12 protein-coding genes and 2 pseudogenes are annotated in these 18,897 nt (G+C 65.2%); 12 read left to right on the top strand and 2 right to left on the bottom strand.

From position 1 onward, the window contains the following. The first annotated feature begins 82 nt into the window (after positions 1-82). The 11 genes from ftsW to recN all read left to right on the top strand — a co-directional run bounded on the left by ftsW (position 83) and on the right by recN (position 14,760). Positions 83-1,234 (top strand): putative lipid II flippase FtsW, encoded by a 1,152-nt coding sequence (gene ftsW / locus IVA87_RS25075; RefSeq protein ID WP_247278465.1) that lies wholly within the window; start codon positions 83-85, stop codon positions 1,232-1,234. A gap of 163 nt (positions 1,235-1,397) precedes the next feature. After that, the gene (gene murG / locus IVA87_RS25070) at positions 1,398-2,498 is read left to right on the top strand and encodes an undecaprenyldiphospho-muramoylpentapeptide beta-N-acetylglucosaminyltransferase (RefSeq protein ID WP_247335528.1); all 1,101 of its coding nucleotides are present in this window, start codon (positions 1,398-1,400) and stop codon (positions 2,496-2,498) included. Between the two features lie 123 nt (positions 2,499-2,621). Then, complete coding sequence (gene murC, locus IVA87_RS25065) at positions 2,622-4,025, top strand: UDP-N-acetylmuramate--L-alanine ligase (protein ID WP_247335527.1); 1,404 nt, start codon at positions 2,622-2,624, stop codon at positions 4,023-4,025. Positions 4,026-4,029: 4 nt separating this feature from the next. Continuing rightward, complete coding sequence (gene murB, locus IVA87_RS25060; protein WP_247335524.1) at positions 4,030-4,950, top strand: UDP-N-acetylmuramate dehydrogenase; 921 nt, start codon at positions 4,030-4,032, stop codon at positions 4,948-4,950. A gap of 105 nt (positions 4,951-5,055) precedes the next feature. Beyond that, positions 5,056-6,042, top strand: a complete 987-nt coding sequence (locus IVA87_RS25055; RefSeq protein ID WP_247335521.1) for a D-alanine--D-alanine ligase — start codon at positions 5,056-5,058, stop codon at positions 6,040-6,042. 344 nt (positions 6,043-6,386) lie between these two features. After that, positions 6,387-7,415, top strand: coding sequence for a cell division protein FtsQ/DivIB (locus tag IVA87_RS25050; RefSeq protein ID WP_247306732.1), 1,029 nt, complete (start codon positions 6,387-6,389; stop codon positions 7,413-7,415). After that, positions 7,412-8,734: a cell division protein FtsA gene (gene ftsA, locus IVA87_RS25045; protein WP_247335519.1), complete on the top strand. Its 1,323-nt coding sequence runs from the start codon at positions 7,412-7,414 to the stop codon at positions 8,732-8,734. Before IVA87_RS25050 ends, ftsA begins: the two co-directional genes overlap by 4 nt. Before the next feature lie 90 nt (positions 8,735-8,824). After that, a complete protein-coding gene (gene ftsZ, locus IVA87_RS25040; protein ID WP_247306727.1) occupies positions 8,825-10,615 on the top strand; it encodes a cell division protein FtsZ in 1,791 nt (596 codons plus the stop codon). A gap of 363 nt (positions 10,616-10,978) precedes the next feature. Further along, entirely contained in the window at positions 10,979-11,941 is a 963-nt protein-coding gene (lpxC, locus tag IVA87_RS25035; protein ID WP_247306725.1) for a UDP-3-O-acyl-N-acetylglucosamine deacetylase, read from the top strand. Positions 11,942-12,182: 241 nt separating this feature from the next. Next, positions 12,183-13,073, top strand: a complete 891-nt coding sequence (locus tag IVA87_RS25030) for an outer membrane protein assembly factor BamD (protein WP_247306721.1) — start codon at positions 12,183-12,185, stop codon at positions 13,071-13,073. 13 nt (positions 13,074-13,086) lie between these two features. Further along, positions 13,087-14,760: a DNA repair protein RecN gene (gene recN, locus IVA87_RS25025; protein ID WP_247335516.1), complete on the top strand. Its 1,674-nt coding sequence runs from the start codon at positions 13,087-13,089 to the stop codon at positions 14,758-14,760. A gap of 89 nt (positions 14,761-14,849) precedes the next feature. Here recN and IVA87_RS25020 read toward each other — a convergent pair. After that, a pseudogene (locus IVA87_RS25020) lies at positions 14,850-15,135 on the bottom strand (GIY-YIG nuclease family protein). A gap of 111 nt (positions 15,136-15,246) precedes the next feature. Between IVA87_RS25020 and ligA the strand changes: the two are divergent. Further along, entirely contained in the window at positions 15,247-17,397 is a 2,151-nt protein-coding gene (gene ligA / locus IVA87_RS25015) for an NAD-dependent DNA ligase LigA (RefSeq protein ID WP_247335514.1), read from the top strand. 36 nt (positions 17,398-17,433) lie between these two features. On the opposite strand, the pseudogene IVA87_RS25010 reads toward ligA, so the two are convergent. After that, positions 17,434-18,707: pseudogene (locus IVA87_RS25010) on the bottom strand (multidrug effflux MFS transporter). Positions 18,708-18,897: the final 190 nt, after the last annotated feature.

The raw sequence follows: 18,897 nt of genomic DNA, 5'->3' as shown, positions 1-18,897 counted from the left end.
TCCAAACATCCCCGTTTCCTTAACCCCCCGGTAACCAACCTCGGCGACCAATGGACGGACCTCTGTCCGAAAGCGGCCGCCCATGCTCTCCCGTGAAGAACGCACCCCCTTTTCCGAGTGGTGGTGGACCGTCGACAAGCCGCTGATGGGGGCCATCCTGGCGCTGATGCTGACCGGGGTGATCCTGTCGCTGGCGGCGAGTCCGCCGGTTGCGACTCGCATCGGCCTCGATCCCTTCCATTTCTTCGGCCGCCATGTGTTGTTCCTGGCGCCGTCCTGCCTGGTGCTGGTCGGCGTCTCCTTCCTCTCGCCGCGGGCGATCCGCCGCTCGGCCCTGATCATCTTCGCAGCGAGCATCATCCTGATCGTGCTCACGCTGGCTATCGGCCCGGAGGTGAAGGGCTCGCGGCGCTGGATCACGCTGCTCGGCGTCAACATCCAGGCCTCCGAGATCGCAAAGCCGTCGTTCGTCGTCATCGCCGCCTGGCTGTTCGCGGAATCGACCAGGCGGCCGGAGATGCCGGCGACCTCGATGGCGCTGGTGCTGCTCTTGATGCTGGTCGCGCTGCTGGTGATGGAGCCGGATTTCGGCCAGACCATGCTGATCCTGATGGTGTGGGGCTCGCTGTTCTTCATCGCCGGCATGCGCATGGTCTGGGTGTTCGGGCTTGCAGGCCTGGGCGCGGCCGGCCTGTTCAGCGCCTACCTTTTTGTTCCCCATGTAGCGGGTCGCATCAGGCGCTTCATGAACCCGGCCTCCGGCGACACCTTCCAGGTCGATACTGCCATGGAAGCCTTCTACAATGGTGGCTGGTTCGGGCTCGGACCGGGCGAGGGCATTGCGAAACGCAGCCTGCCGGACAGCCATACCGATTTCGTGTTCGCGGTCGCCGCCGAAGAGTTCGGCATCATTCTGTGCCTGGCCATGCTGGCGCTGTTCGCCTTCGTCGTCATTCGCACGCTGTCGCGCGCCTATGCCAATGAGGACATGTTTTCGCGCTTTGCGGCCTCTGGCCTTGCCATCCTGTTCGGCGTGCAGGCGGCGATCAACATGTCCGTGAACCTGCAGCTCATCCCCGCCAAGGGCATGACGCTGCCGTTTATCTCCTATGGCGGCTCCTCGATCGTGTCGCTGGCCTATGGAGTCGGCATGATGCTGGCGCTGACGCGGCTGCGTCCGCGCACCGAGGTTGAGGCAAGCGGCCACGCCGAGGCCATGCGCAGCTACGCGTGATCCTCACCCGAGGAGCCGCGCTTCGCGCAGCGTCTCGAAGGGCGCGGCCACTGGTCGGGCCTTCATCCTTCGAGACGCGCGTTCCGCGCTCCTCAGGATGAGGAGCTGGTCGTCCGGCCGACTGCGCTCGCAATGACAGCGGAGGACTTGTAAAAGGGCATTTATGGACACGTCCCCCCTGATTCTTCTCGCCGCGGGCGGCACCGGCGGCCATCTGTTCCCGGCCGAGGCGCTCGGCGTCGAATTGATCCGGCGCGGCTTTCGCGTCCGCCTCGTCACTGACGAGCGCGCACTGCGCTATAGCGGCCTCTTCAGCAAGGACATGATCGATGTGGTCAGCAGCGAGACTGCGCGCGGCCGCAATCCGTTCCAGCTTGCCTATGCCGGCCTCACGCTCGCCGCCGGCACGCTTTTCGCCTACACTCTGATCAAGCGATTGAAGCCCGTCGCCATCGTCGGCTTCGGCGGCTATCCGACGCTGCCGCCGCTGGTCGCGGCAAAATTCGCCGGCGTGCCCGGCATCATCCACGACGCCAACGCTGTGCTCGGCCGCGCAAACCGGTTCCTGTCGAGCCGCGTCCGCGCCATCGCGACGTCCTTGCCCGGCGTGCTCGACCGCGATCCGGCGCTATCGGGCAAGACCACGACGGTCGGCACGCCGATGCGGCCCGCGATCCTCGCGGCCGCCGCGGTGAAATATGTCGCGCCTGAAGTGAGCGGCCCGCTGCGCCTGCTCGTCGTCGGCGGCAGCCAGGGCGCGCGCATCATGGCCGACATCGTGCCGGGCGCGATCGAGCGGCTCGAGCCTGCGCTGTGGAGCCGCCTCGTCCTCACCCAGCAGGTGCGCGAAGAGGACATGAATCGCGTGCGCGCGGTTTACGATAAGCTCAGGATCAAGGCCGAGCTCGCACCCTTCTTTACGGATCTGCCGGCACGGCTCGCCTCCAACCATCTGGTGGTGTCGCGTTCCGGCGCGGGTACGGTCGCCGAGCTTGCCGCGATCGGGCGGCCCTCGATCCTGGTGCCGCTCCCCGGCTCGATCGACCAGGACCAGTTCGCCAATGCCGGCGTGCTGGTGAAGGTCGATGGCGCCATCCGCATCCCGCAGACCGAGTTCAGCTCGGATCGCCTTGCCGCCGAAATCTCCGCCTTCGCCGCCGAGCCCGGGCGTCTTGCTGCCATGGCTGAAGCGGCCCGCAGCGCGGGCCGGCTCGATGCGGCTGAGCGGCTCGCCGATCTGGTGGTCAAAGTCGCGGGAATCTGACGCGAAAAAGCCCTTGTCATCGCCTTCTAAAGCGGGGCATCCAGTAGGAAAGGCGCGCGGCTGATTTGGCCGTGACCTTCGCCAGATGCCGCCTTCGCGGGCGGCGAGGTCAGGGAACAGAGCATGAGACTGCCGCGCGAGATTGGACCCATCCACTTCGTCGGGATCGGCGGGATCGGCATGAGCGGCATCGCCGAGGTGCTGGTCAATCTCGGCTATGCCGTGCAGGGCTCCGACGCCGCCGACAATTACAATCTCGACCGTCTGCGCAAGAAGGGCGCGAAAGTCTCGGTCGGCCACAAGGCCGAGAACGTCGACGGCGCAGAGGTCGTTGTGGTCTCCACCGCGATCAAGCGCGACAATCCGGAGCTGATGGCGGCGCGCGGGCGACGCATTCCCGTGGTGCGTCGCGCCGAGATGCTGGCCGAGCTGATGCGGCTGAAGAGCTGCGTCGCGATTGCGGGCACCCACGGCAAGACCACGACGACCACGATGGTGGCAGCGCTGCTCGATGCCGGCGGGCTCGATCCCACCGTGATCAACGGCGGCATCATCAATGCTTACGGATCCAACGCACGTCTTGGTGCCGGCGACTGGATGGTGGTCGAAGCCGACGAGAGCGACGGCACGTTCCTGAAGCTGCCGACCGATGTCGCCATCGTCACCAATGTCGACCCCGAGCATCTCGATCACTTCAAGACCTTCGATGCCGTGCAGGATGCGTTCCGTCATTTCGTCGAGAACCTGCCGTTTTATGGCTTTGCCGTGATGTGCATCGATCATCCCGTGGTGCAGAGCCTCGTCGGCAGGATCGAGGATCGTCGCATCATCACTTACGGCGAGAATCCGCAAGCCGACGTGCGGCTGGTCGACCTCACGGCGGGCGGCGGCGGCTCGAAATTCAAGGTCGTGATCCGCGACCGCAAGAGCGGGGCTGTGCACGAGACCGCCGACCTCGCGCTGCCGATGCCGGGCCGGCACAACGCCTCGAATGCGACGGCGGCAATTGCGGTCGCGCACACGCTCGGTGTTCCCGACGACAAGATCCGCAGCGCCATCGCAGGCTTTGGCGGCGTTAAGCGGCGCTTCACCAAGACCGGCGAGTGGAACGGCGTCACCGTCATCGACGATTACGGCCATCACCCGGTCGAGATCGCCGCCGTGCTGAAAGCGGCGCGCGATTCCTACACCGGCAAGGTGATCGCCGTGGTGCAGCCGCATCGCTACACCCGCCTGCAATCGTTGTTCGAGGAATTCTGCACCTGCTTCAACGATGCGGATGCGGTGATCGTCGCCGACGTCTATGCCGCCGGCGAAGCGCCGATCGAAGGCATCGATCGCGACCATTTCGTCGAGGGCCTGCGCGCCCACGGTCACCGCGAGGCGATTCCGCTGCCGGCGGCGTCGGAACTCGCGGGCATCGTCAAGGCATTGGCGAAGTCAGGCGATCTCGTCGTGTGCCTTGGCGCCGGCAACATCACACAATGGGCATATTCCTTGCCGGATGAGTTGAAGGCGCTGGGGTAGGGCGGTGGAATTTCCCGACATCACGCCCTCACTCAAAGCCACGATGCCGCAACTGCGCGGTCGGCTGCTCGCCAACCAGTCGCTGGCCGAACTCACCTGGTTTCGCGTCGGCGGTCCTGCGCAGGTGCTGTTCACGCCGGCGGATGAAGACGACCTCGCTTACTTTCTTGCGCATCTCGCTACCGACATCCCGGTCTATGTCGTCGGCGTCGGCTCCAATCTTATTGTGCGCGATGGCGGTATTGCGGGCGTAGTGATTCGTCTTGCACCGCGGGCCTTCGGCGAGACGAGCGCGAGCGGCGATGTCGTCACCGCGGGTGCGGCGGCACTCGACAAGCGCGTGGCGGAAGTTGCGGCCGCCGCCAATATCGGCGGCCTCGAATTCTATTTCGGCATTCCCGGCACCATCGGCGGCGCGCTGCGCATGAATGCGGGAGCCAATGGCGGCGAGACCAAGGACGTGCTGATCGAGGCGCGAGGCGTCGGCCGCGACGGCACGAAGCATGTCTTCTCCAATGCCGAGATGAAATTCGCCTACCGCAACAGCGGCGTCGATCCATCCATCATCTTCACCTCCGCGCGATTTGGCGGCGAGATCAGGGATACCGATGCGATCCGCGCGCGCATGGCGGAAGTGCAGAGCCATCGCGAGACCGCGCAGCCGATCCGCGAGAAGACCGGCGGCTCGACCTTCCAGAATCCGCCCGGCCATTCCGCCTGGAAGCTGATCGACGCGGCCGGGTGCCGGGGCTTGCGCGTCGGCGGAGCGCAGGTCTCGGAGATGCACTGCAATTTCCTGATCAACACCGGCGAGGCCACCGCGCATGATATCGAGACTCTGGGCGAGGCCGTGCGCGAACGCGTGAAGGCGAATTCCGGAATTGAGCTACACTGGGAAATCAAGCGGATCGGGGTTTCCGTATAATTGTCGTTCCGGGGCGGTGCGCAGCGGTCGAACCCGGAACCTCGAGATTCCGGGTTCGCGCTTTGCGCGCCCCGGAATGACAAAAATCAGAGGCGACGAGACACCATGCGCATCACCATCCTCTTCGGCGGCTCCAACCGCGAACGTCTGGTTTCGGTCGCCTCGGCCCAGGCGCTGCACCAGGCGCTGCCCGAGGCCGATCTGTGGTGGTGGGACGTCGAGGACAAGGTGCATGTCGTGCAGTCGAAGCAGTTGCTCGAACATGCCCGTCCGTTCGAGGACGAGTTCAAGCCCGGTACGCGCGGCATTCCGCTGGCGCAGGCGCTCGACCAGGCCAAGGCGGAAGGCCGGGTGCTGGTGCTCGGCTTGCATGGCGGGCGTGCCGAGAACGGCGAATTGCAGCTGATGTGCGAGGCGCGCGGCGTGGCCTTCACCGGATCGGGTTCGGCCTCCTCGCATCTCGCTTTCGACAAGATCGCGGCCAAGCGGTTTGCTGCGCTCGGCGGCGTGACGCCGCCGGCCAACGTTGCGCTCGACGACATCGACGAGGCTTTCGCCGAATACGGCCGGCTGATCGCAAAGCCGGCGCGCGACGGATCGAGCTACGGCCTGATCTTCGTCAACGCCAAGCAGGATCTCGTCGCCGTCCGCAACGCGGCGAAGCACGAAGAGTACGTCATCGAGCCCTACGTCGCCGGCATCGAGGCGACCTGTGGCGTGCTGGAGCGCACCGATGGCTCGATCATCGCGCTGCCGCCGATCGAGATCATTCCGGGCGAGGGCAATTTCGACTACGCCGCGAAATATCTTTTGAAGTCGACCCAGGAGATCTGCCCGGGCCGTTTTGCACCCGAGATCACCGCCGCGCTAAGGGAGCAGGCGATGCTGGCGCATCGGGCGATGTCCTGCGATGGCTATTCCCGCTCGGACTTCATCGTCTCGGACAGGGGCCTCGTCTATCTCGAAACCAACACGCTCCCCGGGCTGACGAACTCTTCGCTCTACCCCAAGGCGTTGAAGGCCGAGGGCATCGCATTCGTCGACTTCCTGCGTGGCCTGATCGAGCTCGCCGAGCGGCGGGCCCGGAAATAATTAGGACTGGTTAACGGCCGAACCGCCGAAACGACCCGATTTGCGGCCGAAAGCCGGCGAAATGCCGGACATCGCGGCATAAATGCCTCACATCGCGAGGCAAAAAGCATCCCGCGTTAACGAATTTTACCTTTTGTTTACCAGGAGGTCCGAAGGTTAACGCTGGCGGCGCATATGGCGCTTTGGCTGCCGGCGCGTGAGCTGTTGCGGGTGATGTCACCTCCAGCGAACGCTTTGAAGGGAGAGGTTTTCTTCTGAAGACCAGCCCCCCGGCCCGGCAGGCCCAAGACGTCATGTTCGCCAGGATCCGCGCGATGTCGCGGGCAAACTGTTGAGCTCGTGCAATGGATGGTGCAGGAAGCCTCACCCGGTCGCTTCTGAGATCGCTGAGGCCCCAAGCTGACCTGAAGGCGGCCGCTGTCGGAGCGGTCGTGCTTCTGCGCGAGTGGGTGCAGGACAAGCACGCCGAGGCGCGCGCCGCCGCCAAGGACAAGATCAAGACCAAGGCGAGGGTGAAGGCCGTCGTCGAGCGTGAGCCGCCGCCGCGCGTGGTCGCGCTCGTCGAGCGCTATCTGCCGCGCCGGGTCGGGATCAGCATGACCGTGCTGCTCCTGATCGGAAGCTGCGGCTTCGGCATCGTCAAGGGCGGCCATCTCCAGGATTTCATCACCGCGGTGAACGATGCCCGCAACGCGCTGGCCAATTCCGCCGGTTTCCGCATCACCTCCGTCGTGATCAACGGCCGCAAGCAGCTGACCCAGGACGAGATCCTCGCGATTGGCGGCGTCAGTGGTCGCTCCTCGCTGCTGTTCCTCGACGCCGAGGCGGTGCGCGACAAGCTCAAGGCCAATCCCTGGATTGCGGACGCAACCGTGCTGAAGCTCTATCCGGGCCAGCTCATGATCGAGCTCACCGAACGTAAGCCGTTCGCACTGTGGCAGGAGGCCGGCCGGCTCTCCGTAATCGCCGATGACGGTGCGGTGCTCGAACCCTATGTCTCGCGCCGCTTCCTGTCGCTGCCGCTCGTGGTCGGCAAGGGCGCCGAGGCGCAGGCTCGCGATTTCCTGGCCCTGCTCGCGCGTTATCCGCAGGTCAATTCGGTGACGAAAGCCGCGATCTATGTCGGCGAGCGGCGCTGGAATCTGAGGCTCAAGGACGGTCTCGACATCCGCCTGCCCGAGCAGGACGTCGGCAACGCGCTCGCGATGCTGTCCAAGCTCGACAAGGAGGACAGGCTGTTCTCCCGCGACATCGTCGCGGTCGACATGCGCCTGCCCGATCGTCTGGTGGTGCAGCTGTCCGACGACGCCGCCAAGGCGCGCGAGGAGCAGTTCAAGGACAAGAAGAAAAAGAAGGCCGGGGATTCCGCATGACCGGTCTCGATCGCACCCAGACGCCGAAGACACGCCCGATGCCGCACAAACGCGGCGGCATCGTCGCCTGCCTCGATATCGGCACCAGCAAGATCGCCTGCATGATCGCGCGGCTGAAGCCGTCGCCGCCGAGCGAGGCGTTGCGCGGCCGCACCCACGCCGTGGAATTGATCGGCTACAGCCAGATCCAGTCGCGCGGCATGAAGGCCGGCGCAGTGATCGACCTTAGCGAATGCGAGCAGGCGGTGCGACAGGCCGTCGGGCTCGCGGAGACGATGGCCAAGGTGCGGGTCGAGTCCGTGCTGCTGTCGGTCTCCGGCGGCCGGCTCTCCGGCCAATTGGTCGAGGCTGCCGCCGACATCCGAGGCGGCGCTGTGACCCCGGCCGATGTCAGCCGCGTCACCTCGACCGGCATGCGCCATGCCACCGGCGAAGGCCGCACCGTGCTGCACGCGCTCCCGGTCGGCTACACCCTCGACGGCGTCAAGGGCATCCGCGATCCCCGTGGCATGGTCGCGCACCAGTTCGGCGTCGACATGAATGTCGTCACCTGCGACGCCACCGTGGCGCGGAACCTGATGCTGGCGGTGGAGCGCTGCCACATCAATGTCGAAGCCATGGCGGCAAGCCCCTACGTCGCCGGCCTGTCGGTGCTGACCGATGACGAGGCCGATCTCGGCGCTGCCGTGGTCGAGATGGGCGCAGGCACCACCACGATCGCGGTCTATTCCGGCGGCCGTTTCGTGCATGCGGCCGGTTTTGCGGTCGGCGGGCAACACATCACGATGGATCTCGCGCGCGGACTCTCCGCGACCATTGCCGATGCCGAGCGAATCAAGACGTTATACGGGACCGTTATCACCGGCGGATCGGACTCCCGTGAGCTGATGTCTGTGCCGACAGCCGGTGACGAGCAGGATCTGCCGCAGATCGTCTCCCGCGCCACGATCGCCAACATCGTCAAGCACCGGGCCGAGGAAGTCTTCGAAATGGTTCGGGACAAGCTGAAGGATTCGCCTTTCGCCTCAGAGCCCAACGGCCGCGTCGTGCTCTCCGGCGGCGCCTCGCAACTGACCGGCCTCGTCGAGCTCGGCACCCAAATTCTCGGCCGGCCCGTGCGGGTCGGACGTCCGCTCGGCTTCGGCCGGCTGCCCAACGAGGCGAAGAACGCCGCGTTCGCGGTGCCGGCCGGACTTCTCGTCTACCCGCAATATGTTCACCTCGAACATGTCGAACCGCGGCATACGCGGCAGCAGGTCAAGACAGGGACCGGCGGATACTTCGGAAAGGTCGGACGATGGCTACGCGAGGGCTTCTGATGACTGCTTTCCGCAATTGTCGATTTTCACCAACTCCCGCGGCCGCCGGCCGGGGCGAACCCACGCGCGCGTGATCGAGAGGCAGCAACCATGACCATCAGCATCAATGTTCCTGATATTCACGAACTGAAGCCCCGGATCACCGTGTTCGGCGTCGGCGGCGCCGGCGGCAATGCCGTCAACAACATGATCACGGCGGGCCTCCAGGGCGTCGACTTCGTGGTCGCCAACACCGACGCGCAGGCGCTGACGATGTCGAAAGCGCAGCGCATCGTGCAGATGGGCACGGCGGTCACCCAAGGCCTCGGCGCCGGCTCGCAGCCAAACGTCGGCGCCGCGGCGGCGGAAGAGGTGATCGACGAACTGCGCGACCATCTCTCGGGCGCCAACATGGTGTTCGTCACTGCCGGCATGGGCGGCGGCACCGGGACCGGCGCTGCACCCGTGATCGCCAAGACCGCGCGCGACATGGGCATTCTCACCGTCGGCGTCGTGACCAAGCCGTTCCACTTCGAGGGCGGCCGCCGCATGCGCACCGCCGAGGCGGGCATTAACGAGCTGCACAAGGTCGTGGACACGCTCCTGATCATCCCGAACCAGAACCTGTTCCGGGTCGCCAACGAGAAGACCACCTTCGCCGACGCCTTCGCGATGGCCGATCAGGTGCTCTATTCCGGCGTTGCCTGCATCACCGACCTGATGGTCAAGGAAGGCCTGATCAATCTCGACTTCGCCGACGTCCGCGCCGTCATGCGCGAGATGGGCAAGGCGATGATGGGCACCGGCGAGGCATCGGGCGACAAGCGCGCGCTGACTGCCGCAGAAGCTGCGATCGCCAATCCGCTGATCGACGATAGCTCGATGAAGGGCGCCAAGGGCCTCCTCATCTCCATCACCGGTGGCAAGGATCTCACTCTGTTCGAGGTCGACGAGGCCGCGACCCGCATCCGCGAGGAGGTCGACCAGGACGCCAACATCATCGTCGGCGCGACTTTCGACGAAGCGCTCGATGGTCTGATCCGCGTCTCGGTCGTTGCCACCGGCATCGAGCAGGCCGCGATCGCCCGCAACAGCCAGGCGACCTCCGCTCCTGTCGCGAACCCGGCTCCGCAGGCACAGCAGGCCGCCGCTGCTCCGGCCGTCGCTGCCGAGAGCCGTCTTGCCGACTTGACCGCGCGGCTCCGTGCCGACAATCAGCGTCTGGCCGAACGCGCCCAGAAGCTCGACGCGCAGGCCCCGGCGGCTGCTCCGGCCGGTGCCGCGCCCCGTCAGAACGTCGAGCGCGCTGCGCTCGCCGCCATCGCCGCCGCCGTCGCGGACGTCCCGCAGGCGCCCGCGCCGGTGCAGACCTACGGTGATGTCACCGTGCGCCCGATCGCGCAGAAGCCGACCCTGTTCCCGGAGCCGGAGCAGGCCCCGATCGCGATGCAGGAGCCGATGACGCCCGAAAACTTCATCCCGCCACAGGCCGAGCGCCCGCCGGTTCGTGCGCCGCGGATGCCGCGCCTTGAGGAACTGCCGATGCCGGCTCAGGCCGAGATTCGCCAGGCCCGCGGCGAGGTCGAGGAAGAGACCCCCCAGAAGACCCGTCTGTCGCTGCTCCAGCGTCTCGCCAATGTCGGCCTCGGCCGTCGCGACGAGGAGAGCGAGGCGCCGATCGCCGCCCGCACCGCTGGTCCCGCGATGCCACCGCTGCCCGAGCGCCGACCGCAGAAGACCGTCGCGCAGCAGATCGCGGCGAGCGAGCCGGTATCTGAGTATGCCCGCCGTCCGGCGCCGCAGGGCTTGGACATGCACGGTCGTCCCGCGCCTGTTGCGCCGGCGCCACAGGGAGACGACCATCTTGATATCCCAGCCTTCCTGCGGCGGCAGGCGACCTGAGGATTGTTACACTAAGCGAGACGAAAAAAGGTCCGGGCAACACGCTTGCCGGGACCTTTTCTTTTGTCCCGTCCATGCCCGGATTGCGCGGCTAAGCAACTGATTTCAAATCATTAATTACGCAGTTGGTGGTTCAGTGAAACTGCCGATGACGGCCCCCGACCTCGCTGCAATTTGGTTAAGCCTTGGCGCGAATACGGCGGGTTTGGGGTAACAATCGGTAAAAAAGCGTGAGTTGGCGCTGTTTGGGGCAGTGACTATGGTTTGCCCGTGACTTGGGGATACGGATTCGCGGGACGTCGGCACTGGCCGGCCGGGCGGGTCTCGTATAAGTCGCGGTGGTCGTAGTGGGGCGGGTTCCTGATGAAATTTAGCCGGCAAACAACGCTTCGTGCGCAAGCCTCGGTGGCAGGCGTGGGCGTTCATTCCGGTCTTCCCGTCACTCTCACGCTTGGGCCTGCGCCTGTCGACGCGGGCTTTGTTTTTGTCCGCACCGGGCTCGAGGGAAGTGACCGCGAAGTTCAAGCGACCGCCGAGCAGGTGATCGCGACCGACTTCGCTACCGTCCTCGGTGATCGCGACGGCCCGCTGGTCTCCACCGCCGAGCATGTGCTTGCTGCACTGCGCGGCATGGGCGTCGACAATGCCATGATCGAGATCGACGGGCCCGAAGTGCCGATCATGGACGGCAGCGCCGCCGCCTTCATTGCCGCGATCGACCAGGCCAGCATCGTCACCCAATCGGCCCAGCGCCGCTTCATTCAGGTTTTGAAGCCGATCTCGGTCAAGATCGGCGACTCCTTCGGCGAGATCAGGCCCCACGCCAACGGGTTCCGCGCCGAGGTCGAGATCGACTTCACCAACCCCGTCATCGGCCAGCAGAACTACGCCTTCGACCTCAGCCCCGAACGTTTCCGCCGCGAAGTCGGCCGGGCCCGGACTTTCGGGCTGATGGGCGATGTCGCGCGGCTCTGGAGCGCGGGTTATGCCCTCGGCGCCTCCTTCGACAATACCGTCGTGTTCGACGACGAGCGGCTGCTCAATACTGAGGGCCTGCGCTATGCCGACGAATGTGCCCGCCACAAGGTGCTGGATGTGATTGGCGACCTCGCGCTGGCGGGGCTGCCGCTGCTTGGCGCCTACCGCTCGGTGCGTGGCGGCCACAAGCTCAACCATGCCGTCCTGACCGCGCTGCTGGCCGACCGTACCGCCTGGCGGGTGGTCGAAGGCGAAGCGGCCCGCCGCACCACGCGTCCGCAGGGCGAAGTTGGTCGCGGTATCGTCGGCGGCCGGATCGCCGCGGCCTACGGGCCGGACGTGTCCTGACAGACCTGTTGTTGCAGCCACGGCTTGGGACCGACCCCGGGAAATTCCTGGTAACCATGATCGACTAGCATTGCGGCACGTTCGCCTTAATCCGGGCGAAATGCCTGCCTATCCGGTTGGTAACGATCGTTTTTCGGATAGATCGGCGTGGTCGTATGGCAGGCACCACGGTCACATTTCGCGCCCATGACGGGGTCATGGGCTGGCGGGCACCGCATCACAGGGCGTCAAGGCAAAACTCATGTCGGCACAGCGTATGACGCGCGGATATCTCCCGGTCTCGTCTCGAGCCAACGGCCTGCTTCACGCCGTCACCTTCATCCTGCTCGCGCTGCCGCTGGCCGGCTGCGGCACCGGCGCACTCTGGGACAAGTTCACCGCCAAGGACGACACCTTCGTCGAGGAGCCCGCCGACAAGATCTACAATGAGGGCCTGTACCTCATGAACGAGAAGAAGGACATGAAGGCGGCGACCAAGAAGTTCGAAGAGGTCGACCGCCAGCATCCTTATTCCGAGTGGGCCCGCAAATCGCTGCTGATGTCGGCCTACGCGTCCTACCAGGGCGGCGACTATGACGGCTGCATCGGCGCCGCCACCCGCTATGTCACGCTGCATCCCGGCAGCCCGGACGCGGCCTATGCACAATACCTGATCGCCGCCTCGCATTACGACCAGATCCCGGACATCAGCCGCGACCAGGCCCGCACCGAGAAGGCCATTGCCGCGCTCGAAGAGGTGGTGCGCAAATATCCGAACTCGGAATACGCTACCTCGGCCAAGGCCAAGATCGAGGGCGCGCGCGACCAGCTCGCCGGCAAGGAAATGAATGTCGGCCGCTATTACGCGCAGAAGCGCGACTACACGGCCGCGATCAACCGCTACAAGACCGTCGTCACACAGTACCAGACCACCCGCCACGTCGAGGAGGCGTTGTTCCGGCTCACCGAGGCCTATATGGCGATCGGCATCGTCGGCGAGGCGCAGACCGCGGCGGCCGTGCTCGGGCACAATTTTCCTGATAGCCGCTGGTACAAGGACGCCTATAATCTTGTAAAATCCGGCGGTCTCGAACCGAGCGAGAATCAGGGGTCTTGGATCAGCCGGACCTTCAAGAAGATGGGTCTCGGCTAGGAAATTTGGTTCCATGCTGGCGCGTCTGTCGATCCGTGACATCGTCCTGATCGAACGGCTCGATATCGAATTCGCCACCGGCCTTGCGGTTTTGACCGGCGAGACCGGTGCGGGCAAATCAATCCTGCTCGATGCCTTTGCGCTGGCGCTCGGCGGCCGCGGCGACGCCGGCCTCGTGCGCCATGGTGCGGAGCAGGGGCAGGTCACCGCCGTGTTCGATGTCCCCAAAAATCACCCCGCGACGAAGATCCTGGCCGAAAACGGCTTGGATGACACCGGCGAGATGATTCTCCGCCGCGTGCAGCTCGCCGATGGCCGCACCCGCGCCTTCATCAACGACCAGTCGATCAGCGTGCAGACATTGAAGGCGGTGGGCGCCGCCCTGGTCGAGATCCACGGCCAGCACGATGAGCGTGCGCTGGTCGATGCCGCGACCCATCGTCGCCTGCTCGACGCTTTCGCCGGCCTCGAAAAGGACGTCGCCGCGGTCGAGATGCTATGGGACGCGCGCCGCACCGCCAACACCGAGCTTGAGGAGCACCGCGCCGGCATGGAGCGCGCCGCCCGCGAGGCAGATTATCTGCGCCATGCCTCCGACGAGCTGAAGCAGCTCGCGCCCAAGGACGGCGAAGAGACCTCGCTGGCTTCGCGCCGCACCATCATGATGCAGGGCGAGAAGATCGCCTCCGATTTGCGCGAGGCGCAGGAGGCGGTCGGCGGCAATCATTCGCCGGTCGCGGCGCTGTCCGCCGCGGTGCGACGGCTGGAGCGCCGCGGCGTCAACTCGCCGGCGCTGGTCGAGCCCGCGGTGAAAGCGATCGACGCCGCGATCAACGCGCTGGAGGAAGCCGACCAGCACCTTCAGGCCGCCTTGGCGGCAACCGATTTCGATCCCGCCGAGCTCGAGCGCATCGAGGAGCGGCTCTTTGCTTTGCGTGCGGCGTCGCGCAAATATTCGACGCCGGTCGACGGGCTCGCCGCGCTTGCCGCCAAATATGCCGCCGACGTCGCGCTGATCGATGCCGGTGCCTCGCGGCTGAAGAAGCTGGAGCAGGCCGCGATCGAGGCCGATGCGCGCTATGCGGCCGCCGCCAAGAAATTGTCACTGGCGCGGCAGAAATCGGCGGAGAAGCTCAACAAGGCCGTCAATGCCGAGCTCGCGCCGCTCAAGCTCGAACGCGCAAAATTCATGACTCAGGTCGAGACCGACGAGGCCGCGCCGGGACCGCAGGGTTTCGACCGCGTCGAGTTCTGGGTGCAGACCAATCCGGGTACCAAGCCGGGTCCGCTGATGAAGGTCGCCTCCGGCGGCGAGCTCTCGCGCTTCCTCCTGGCGCTCAAGGTCGTGCTGTCAGACCGCGGCTCGGCGCCGACCCTGGTGTTCGACGAAATCGACACCGGCGTTGGCGGTGCGGTCGCCGACGCCATCGGCGGCCGTCTGGCGCGGCTTGCCGGCAAGGTCCAGGTGATGGCCGTGACCCACGCCCCACAGGTCGCCGCCCGCGCCGACCAGCACCTCTTGATATCGAAGGACGCGCTTGACAAGGGCAAGCGTGTCGCCACCCGCGTCAACGCACTGGCCGCCGATCACCGCCGCGAGGAGATCGCGCGGATGCTGGCGGGTGCGGAAATCACGGCCGAAGCCAGGGCGGCCGCGGAACGGCTGCTCAAGTCGGCGACGGCTTAGTTATCCGTCATTCCGGGGCGGCTCGAAGAGCCGAACCCGGAATCTCGAGATTCCGGGTCTGGTCCTGCGGACCATCCCGGAATGACGCCTCATTTGCAGATCGACTCGTAGAGATCATTCCAGTTTGGATTCTCCTTCGATCAGCTGAGTTTTCCAAGCCCGCTTCCACTTGTTGAGTTCTTTCTCGCGTGAAATTGCAGCTATTGGATCATCATAAGTCTCAAACCAGACCAGCCGTGTGATGTTGTACTTGGTCGTGAAGCCCGGCACGGCCTTGACTCGATGCTCATAGACGCGACGCACAAGGTCATTGGTGATGCCGACGTAGATTGCCCCATCCCGTCGGCTTGCTAGAATATAGACGTAATAAGCCACGAGCCCCTCCCACTGTCATTCCGGGCGCACGACGTGCGAACCCGGAATCTCGAGGTTCCGGGTCTGGTCCTTCGGACCATCCCGGAACGACGAGCTAGAACCTTAAGCACCATGGCAAGAGCAGCAAGATCCAAACCGCCGCTTCGCGACGTCGCCGAGCTCACCCAGGCGCAGGCCAAGGTCGAGCATATGCGGCTCGCGCTTGAACTCGGAGAGCACGACAGGCGCTATTATCAAGAGGACGCGCCCACCGTCAGCGACGCCGAATATGACGCGCTGCGCCAGCGCCTCAACGCCATCGAAAAGCGCTTTCCGGAGTTCGTCAGCGCGGAATCGCCGTCACAGAAGATCGGCGCGGCGCCGTCGGGCCGCTTCAGGAAGGTCCGGCATGCCGTCCCGATGTTGTCGCTCGACAACGCCTTTGCCGAAGAGGACGTGCGCGACTTCGTCGGCCGCATCGTGCGCTTTCTGAAGCTCGACGACGATCAGGTCAATTTCTCCGCCGAGCCGAAGATCGACGGCCTCTCGATGTCACTACGTTATGAGGGCGGCGAGCTCGTCACCGCCGCAACCCGCGGCGACGGTGCGGTGGGCGAGGACGTCACCGCCAACATCCGCACGCTCGAAGACGTGCCGCAGAAGCTGAAGGGCCGCAACGTCCCCGATATCTGTGAGGTGCGCGGCGAGGTCTATATGACCAAAAAGGCGTTCCTGGCGCTCAACGAGCGGCAGAAGGCGGAGGGCGGCACCATCTTCGCCAATCCGCGCAACTCGGCCGCAGGCTCCTTGCGGCAGAAGGATCCCACCATCACCGCCTCGCGTCCGCTCGGTTTCTTCGCTTATGCGTGGGGCCAGATGAGCGCGATGCCCGAGGGCACGCAGAGCGGCATGATCGCCTGGTTCGAGCGTTGCGGCTTCAAGACCAATCCGCTGACCAAGCTGTGTCATTCCGTCGAGGAGCTGCTGGCGTTCCATCACTCGATCGAGGAGCAGCGCGCAAAACTCGACTACGACATCGACGGCGTCGTCTATAAGGTCGACCGTATCGATTGGCAGGAACGGCTCGGCTTCGTCTCGCGCACGCCGCGCTGGGGCATCGCGCACAAATTTCCGGCCGAACGTGCCATGACCGTGCTGCGCGACATCGAGATCCAGGTCGGCCGCACCGGCTCGTTTACGCCGGTCGGCAAGCTCGAGCCGGTCGGTGTCGGGGGCGTGATCGTGCAGAACGTCTCGCTGCACAACGAGGATTACATTAAGGGCATCGGCAACAAGGGCGAGGTGCTGCGCGAGGGCCGCGACATCCGCATCGGCGATACGGTCGTGATTCAACGCGCCGGCGACGTCATCCCGCAGGTGGTCGACGTCGTCCTCGACAAGCGGCCGAAGGCCGCCAAGGAATTTCACTTCCCGAAGAAGTGCCCGTGTCCGCTGCACACCGACGTCGTGCGTGAGGAGACGGCGACCGGCGAGGAGGGCTCGCGCGCCCGCTGCACCGGCGAGTTCGCCTGCCCCTATCAGAAGATCGAGCATCTCAAGCTGTTCGTCTCCCGCCGCGCCTTCGACATTGACGGTCTCGGCGAGAAGCAGCTCCAGTATTTCTTCGACCAGGGATGGGTGAAGGAGCCTGCCGACATCTTTACGCTGGAGAAGCGCAACTCAAAGCTCAAGCTTGAAGAGATCGAGGGTTACGGCGCGACGTCGGTGCGAAATCTGTTCGGCGCCATCGAGAGCCGCCGGAAGATCGCGCTGGAGCGCTTCGTCTATGCGCTCGGCATGCGCCATGTCGGTGAGACCACGGCGCTGGCACTCGCACGCGGCTACGGCTCCTGGGACGCCTTTCACGAGGCCTGCCTCAAGGTCGCCAAGGGCGACGAGGAGGCGATGGCGGACATGGACGCGCTCGACCAGATCGGCGACACCGTGATCAAGAGCATCGCCGACTATTTCGGCGAGAGCCACAATCGCGGCATCGTCGAGCGGCTGACGAAGGAGGTCGAGATCGTCGACGCCGAGAAGCCGAAGAGCAATTCGGCCGTCGCCGGCAAGACCGTGGTGTTCACCGGCTCGTTGGAAAAGATGACGCGTGACGAGGCCAAGGCAACCGCGGAGCGGTTGGGTGCAAAGGTGTCGGGATCGGTGTCGAAGAAGACCGATCTCGTGGTCGCCGGTCCGGGCGCAGGCTCGAAGCTCGCCGAAGCCAATAAGCACGGCGTCAAGGTGCTGACCGAGGACGAGTGGCTGAAGCTGATCGGGGAGTGAGGTTTTCTTCGTCGTTGCGAGCCGACGAGCCGTCCCTCACATCATCCCGCTCTCTTCCTCTTCCGCTTGCCCGATGAGGGTCTCGCTCACCACCATCTCCCGGCGGGGCACGACGAACATCATCATGCAGGCGCAGAGCAGCGAGATCGCGAGGACCGCGGAGGTCAGCGGCAGCGTGGTGGCGGAGTGACCGCCAAGATAGGCGCCGAATTGCGACATCAGTGCGCCGATACCCTGTTGAAGGAAGCCCATCGCGCCGAGGCGGTGCCGGCGGCTTCGGGACGGATGCTAATGGCGCCGGCGGCCGAATTCGCCATCACGAAGGCATTGCCGACCATCACGATCATCTGGGTGCCGAACAGCCAGCCGGGCGCTTCGTTCCAGCCGGCGAAGCTCCATATCAGGTTCAGCAGGCTGCCGCAGAGCTGGAGGGCAAGCCCGAACCAGATCAACTTCTCCAGCGAGTGCCGCGGCGCAAAGCGCACGCAAAGCAGATTGCCAACGAGATAAGCGAAACCCGTGGTCGCAAACCATGCGCCGTATTCGGCGCTGCTGCGGCCCATCTGCGTCACCACGATATAGGGGCCGCCGCCGGCGAAGGTGAAGATGATCTGCGAGGCCAGCACCTGGCACATCACATAACCCACGAAGGCGCGGTTGCGGAACAGGATGCCGACGTCGCCGCGAAAGCCGCTGCCGGCGGCACGGTTGCGGCGCGTCTCGGGCAGTGCGACCGCGATGCCGACGGCGACGATGATCGCGGCGATCGTGATGGCGTAGAAGATCGCGCGCCAGCCGAACGCGGTCTCGATTAAGCCGCCGGTGAGCGCGGAAACCATCTGTCCGATCATCAGAGCCGCGACCACGAGACTGATCATCGAGGCGACGCGGTCGCGCTCATAGATGTCGCGGATGATGGCGCGGCTGATCACCATGCCGGAGGCGCCGCCGAGCGCCTGGAAGAAACGGGCGGCGATCAGCTGCGGCAGGTCTTGCGCGAAGATGCAGGCGACGCTCGCCGCGATCATCAGCGCCAGCCCTCCAAGCAGCACCGGGCGCCGGCCGAACCTGTCCGAGAGCGGCCCCATGATGAGCTGCGACAGCGCGATGCCGACCATGTAGAGCGATACTGTCATCTGCGCGATCGAGATGTCGCTGCCGAAATTGGTCGCCAGCACCGGCAGCGCCGGAACGAGCATGTAGAGCGAGATCGGCGCGATCCCGGTCATGACCACCAAGAGCAGCAGCACCAAGCGCGACGTCGCGAGGTTGGTCGCCGCTCCCGGCGGCTTGCTGATCATGCCATGCATGCGTATCCGTCTCTTCAAAATGCGAGTCGGACTGTAGCTTGCTCGGGCAAGGCGTATATCGGCGTTTCGGAATGCGGCTATACGGATTCCGGGAGGGTTATGGTGAGGGTGATCGCGATCGACTGGGCGCGTTGCCCGTGCGCCACTCTAGTTGTCATTCCCCGCGAAGGCGGGGAATCCAGTATTCCAG

This window comes from Bradyrhizobium sp. 147, from assembly GCF_023073935.1.
Taxonomy (GTDB): domain Bacteria; phylum Pseudomonadota; class Alphaproteobacteria; order Rhizobiales; family Xanthobacteraceae; genus Bradyrhizobium.
Note: the sequence above shows the minus strand (reverse complement) of the source record. Positions and strands in the feature narration are given on the sequence as shown.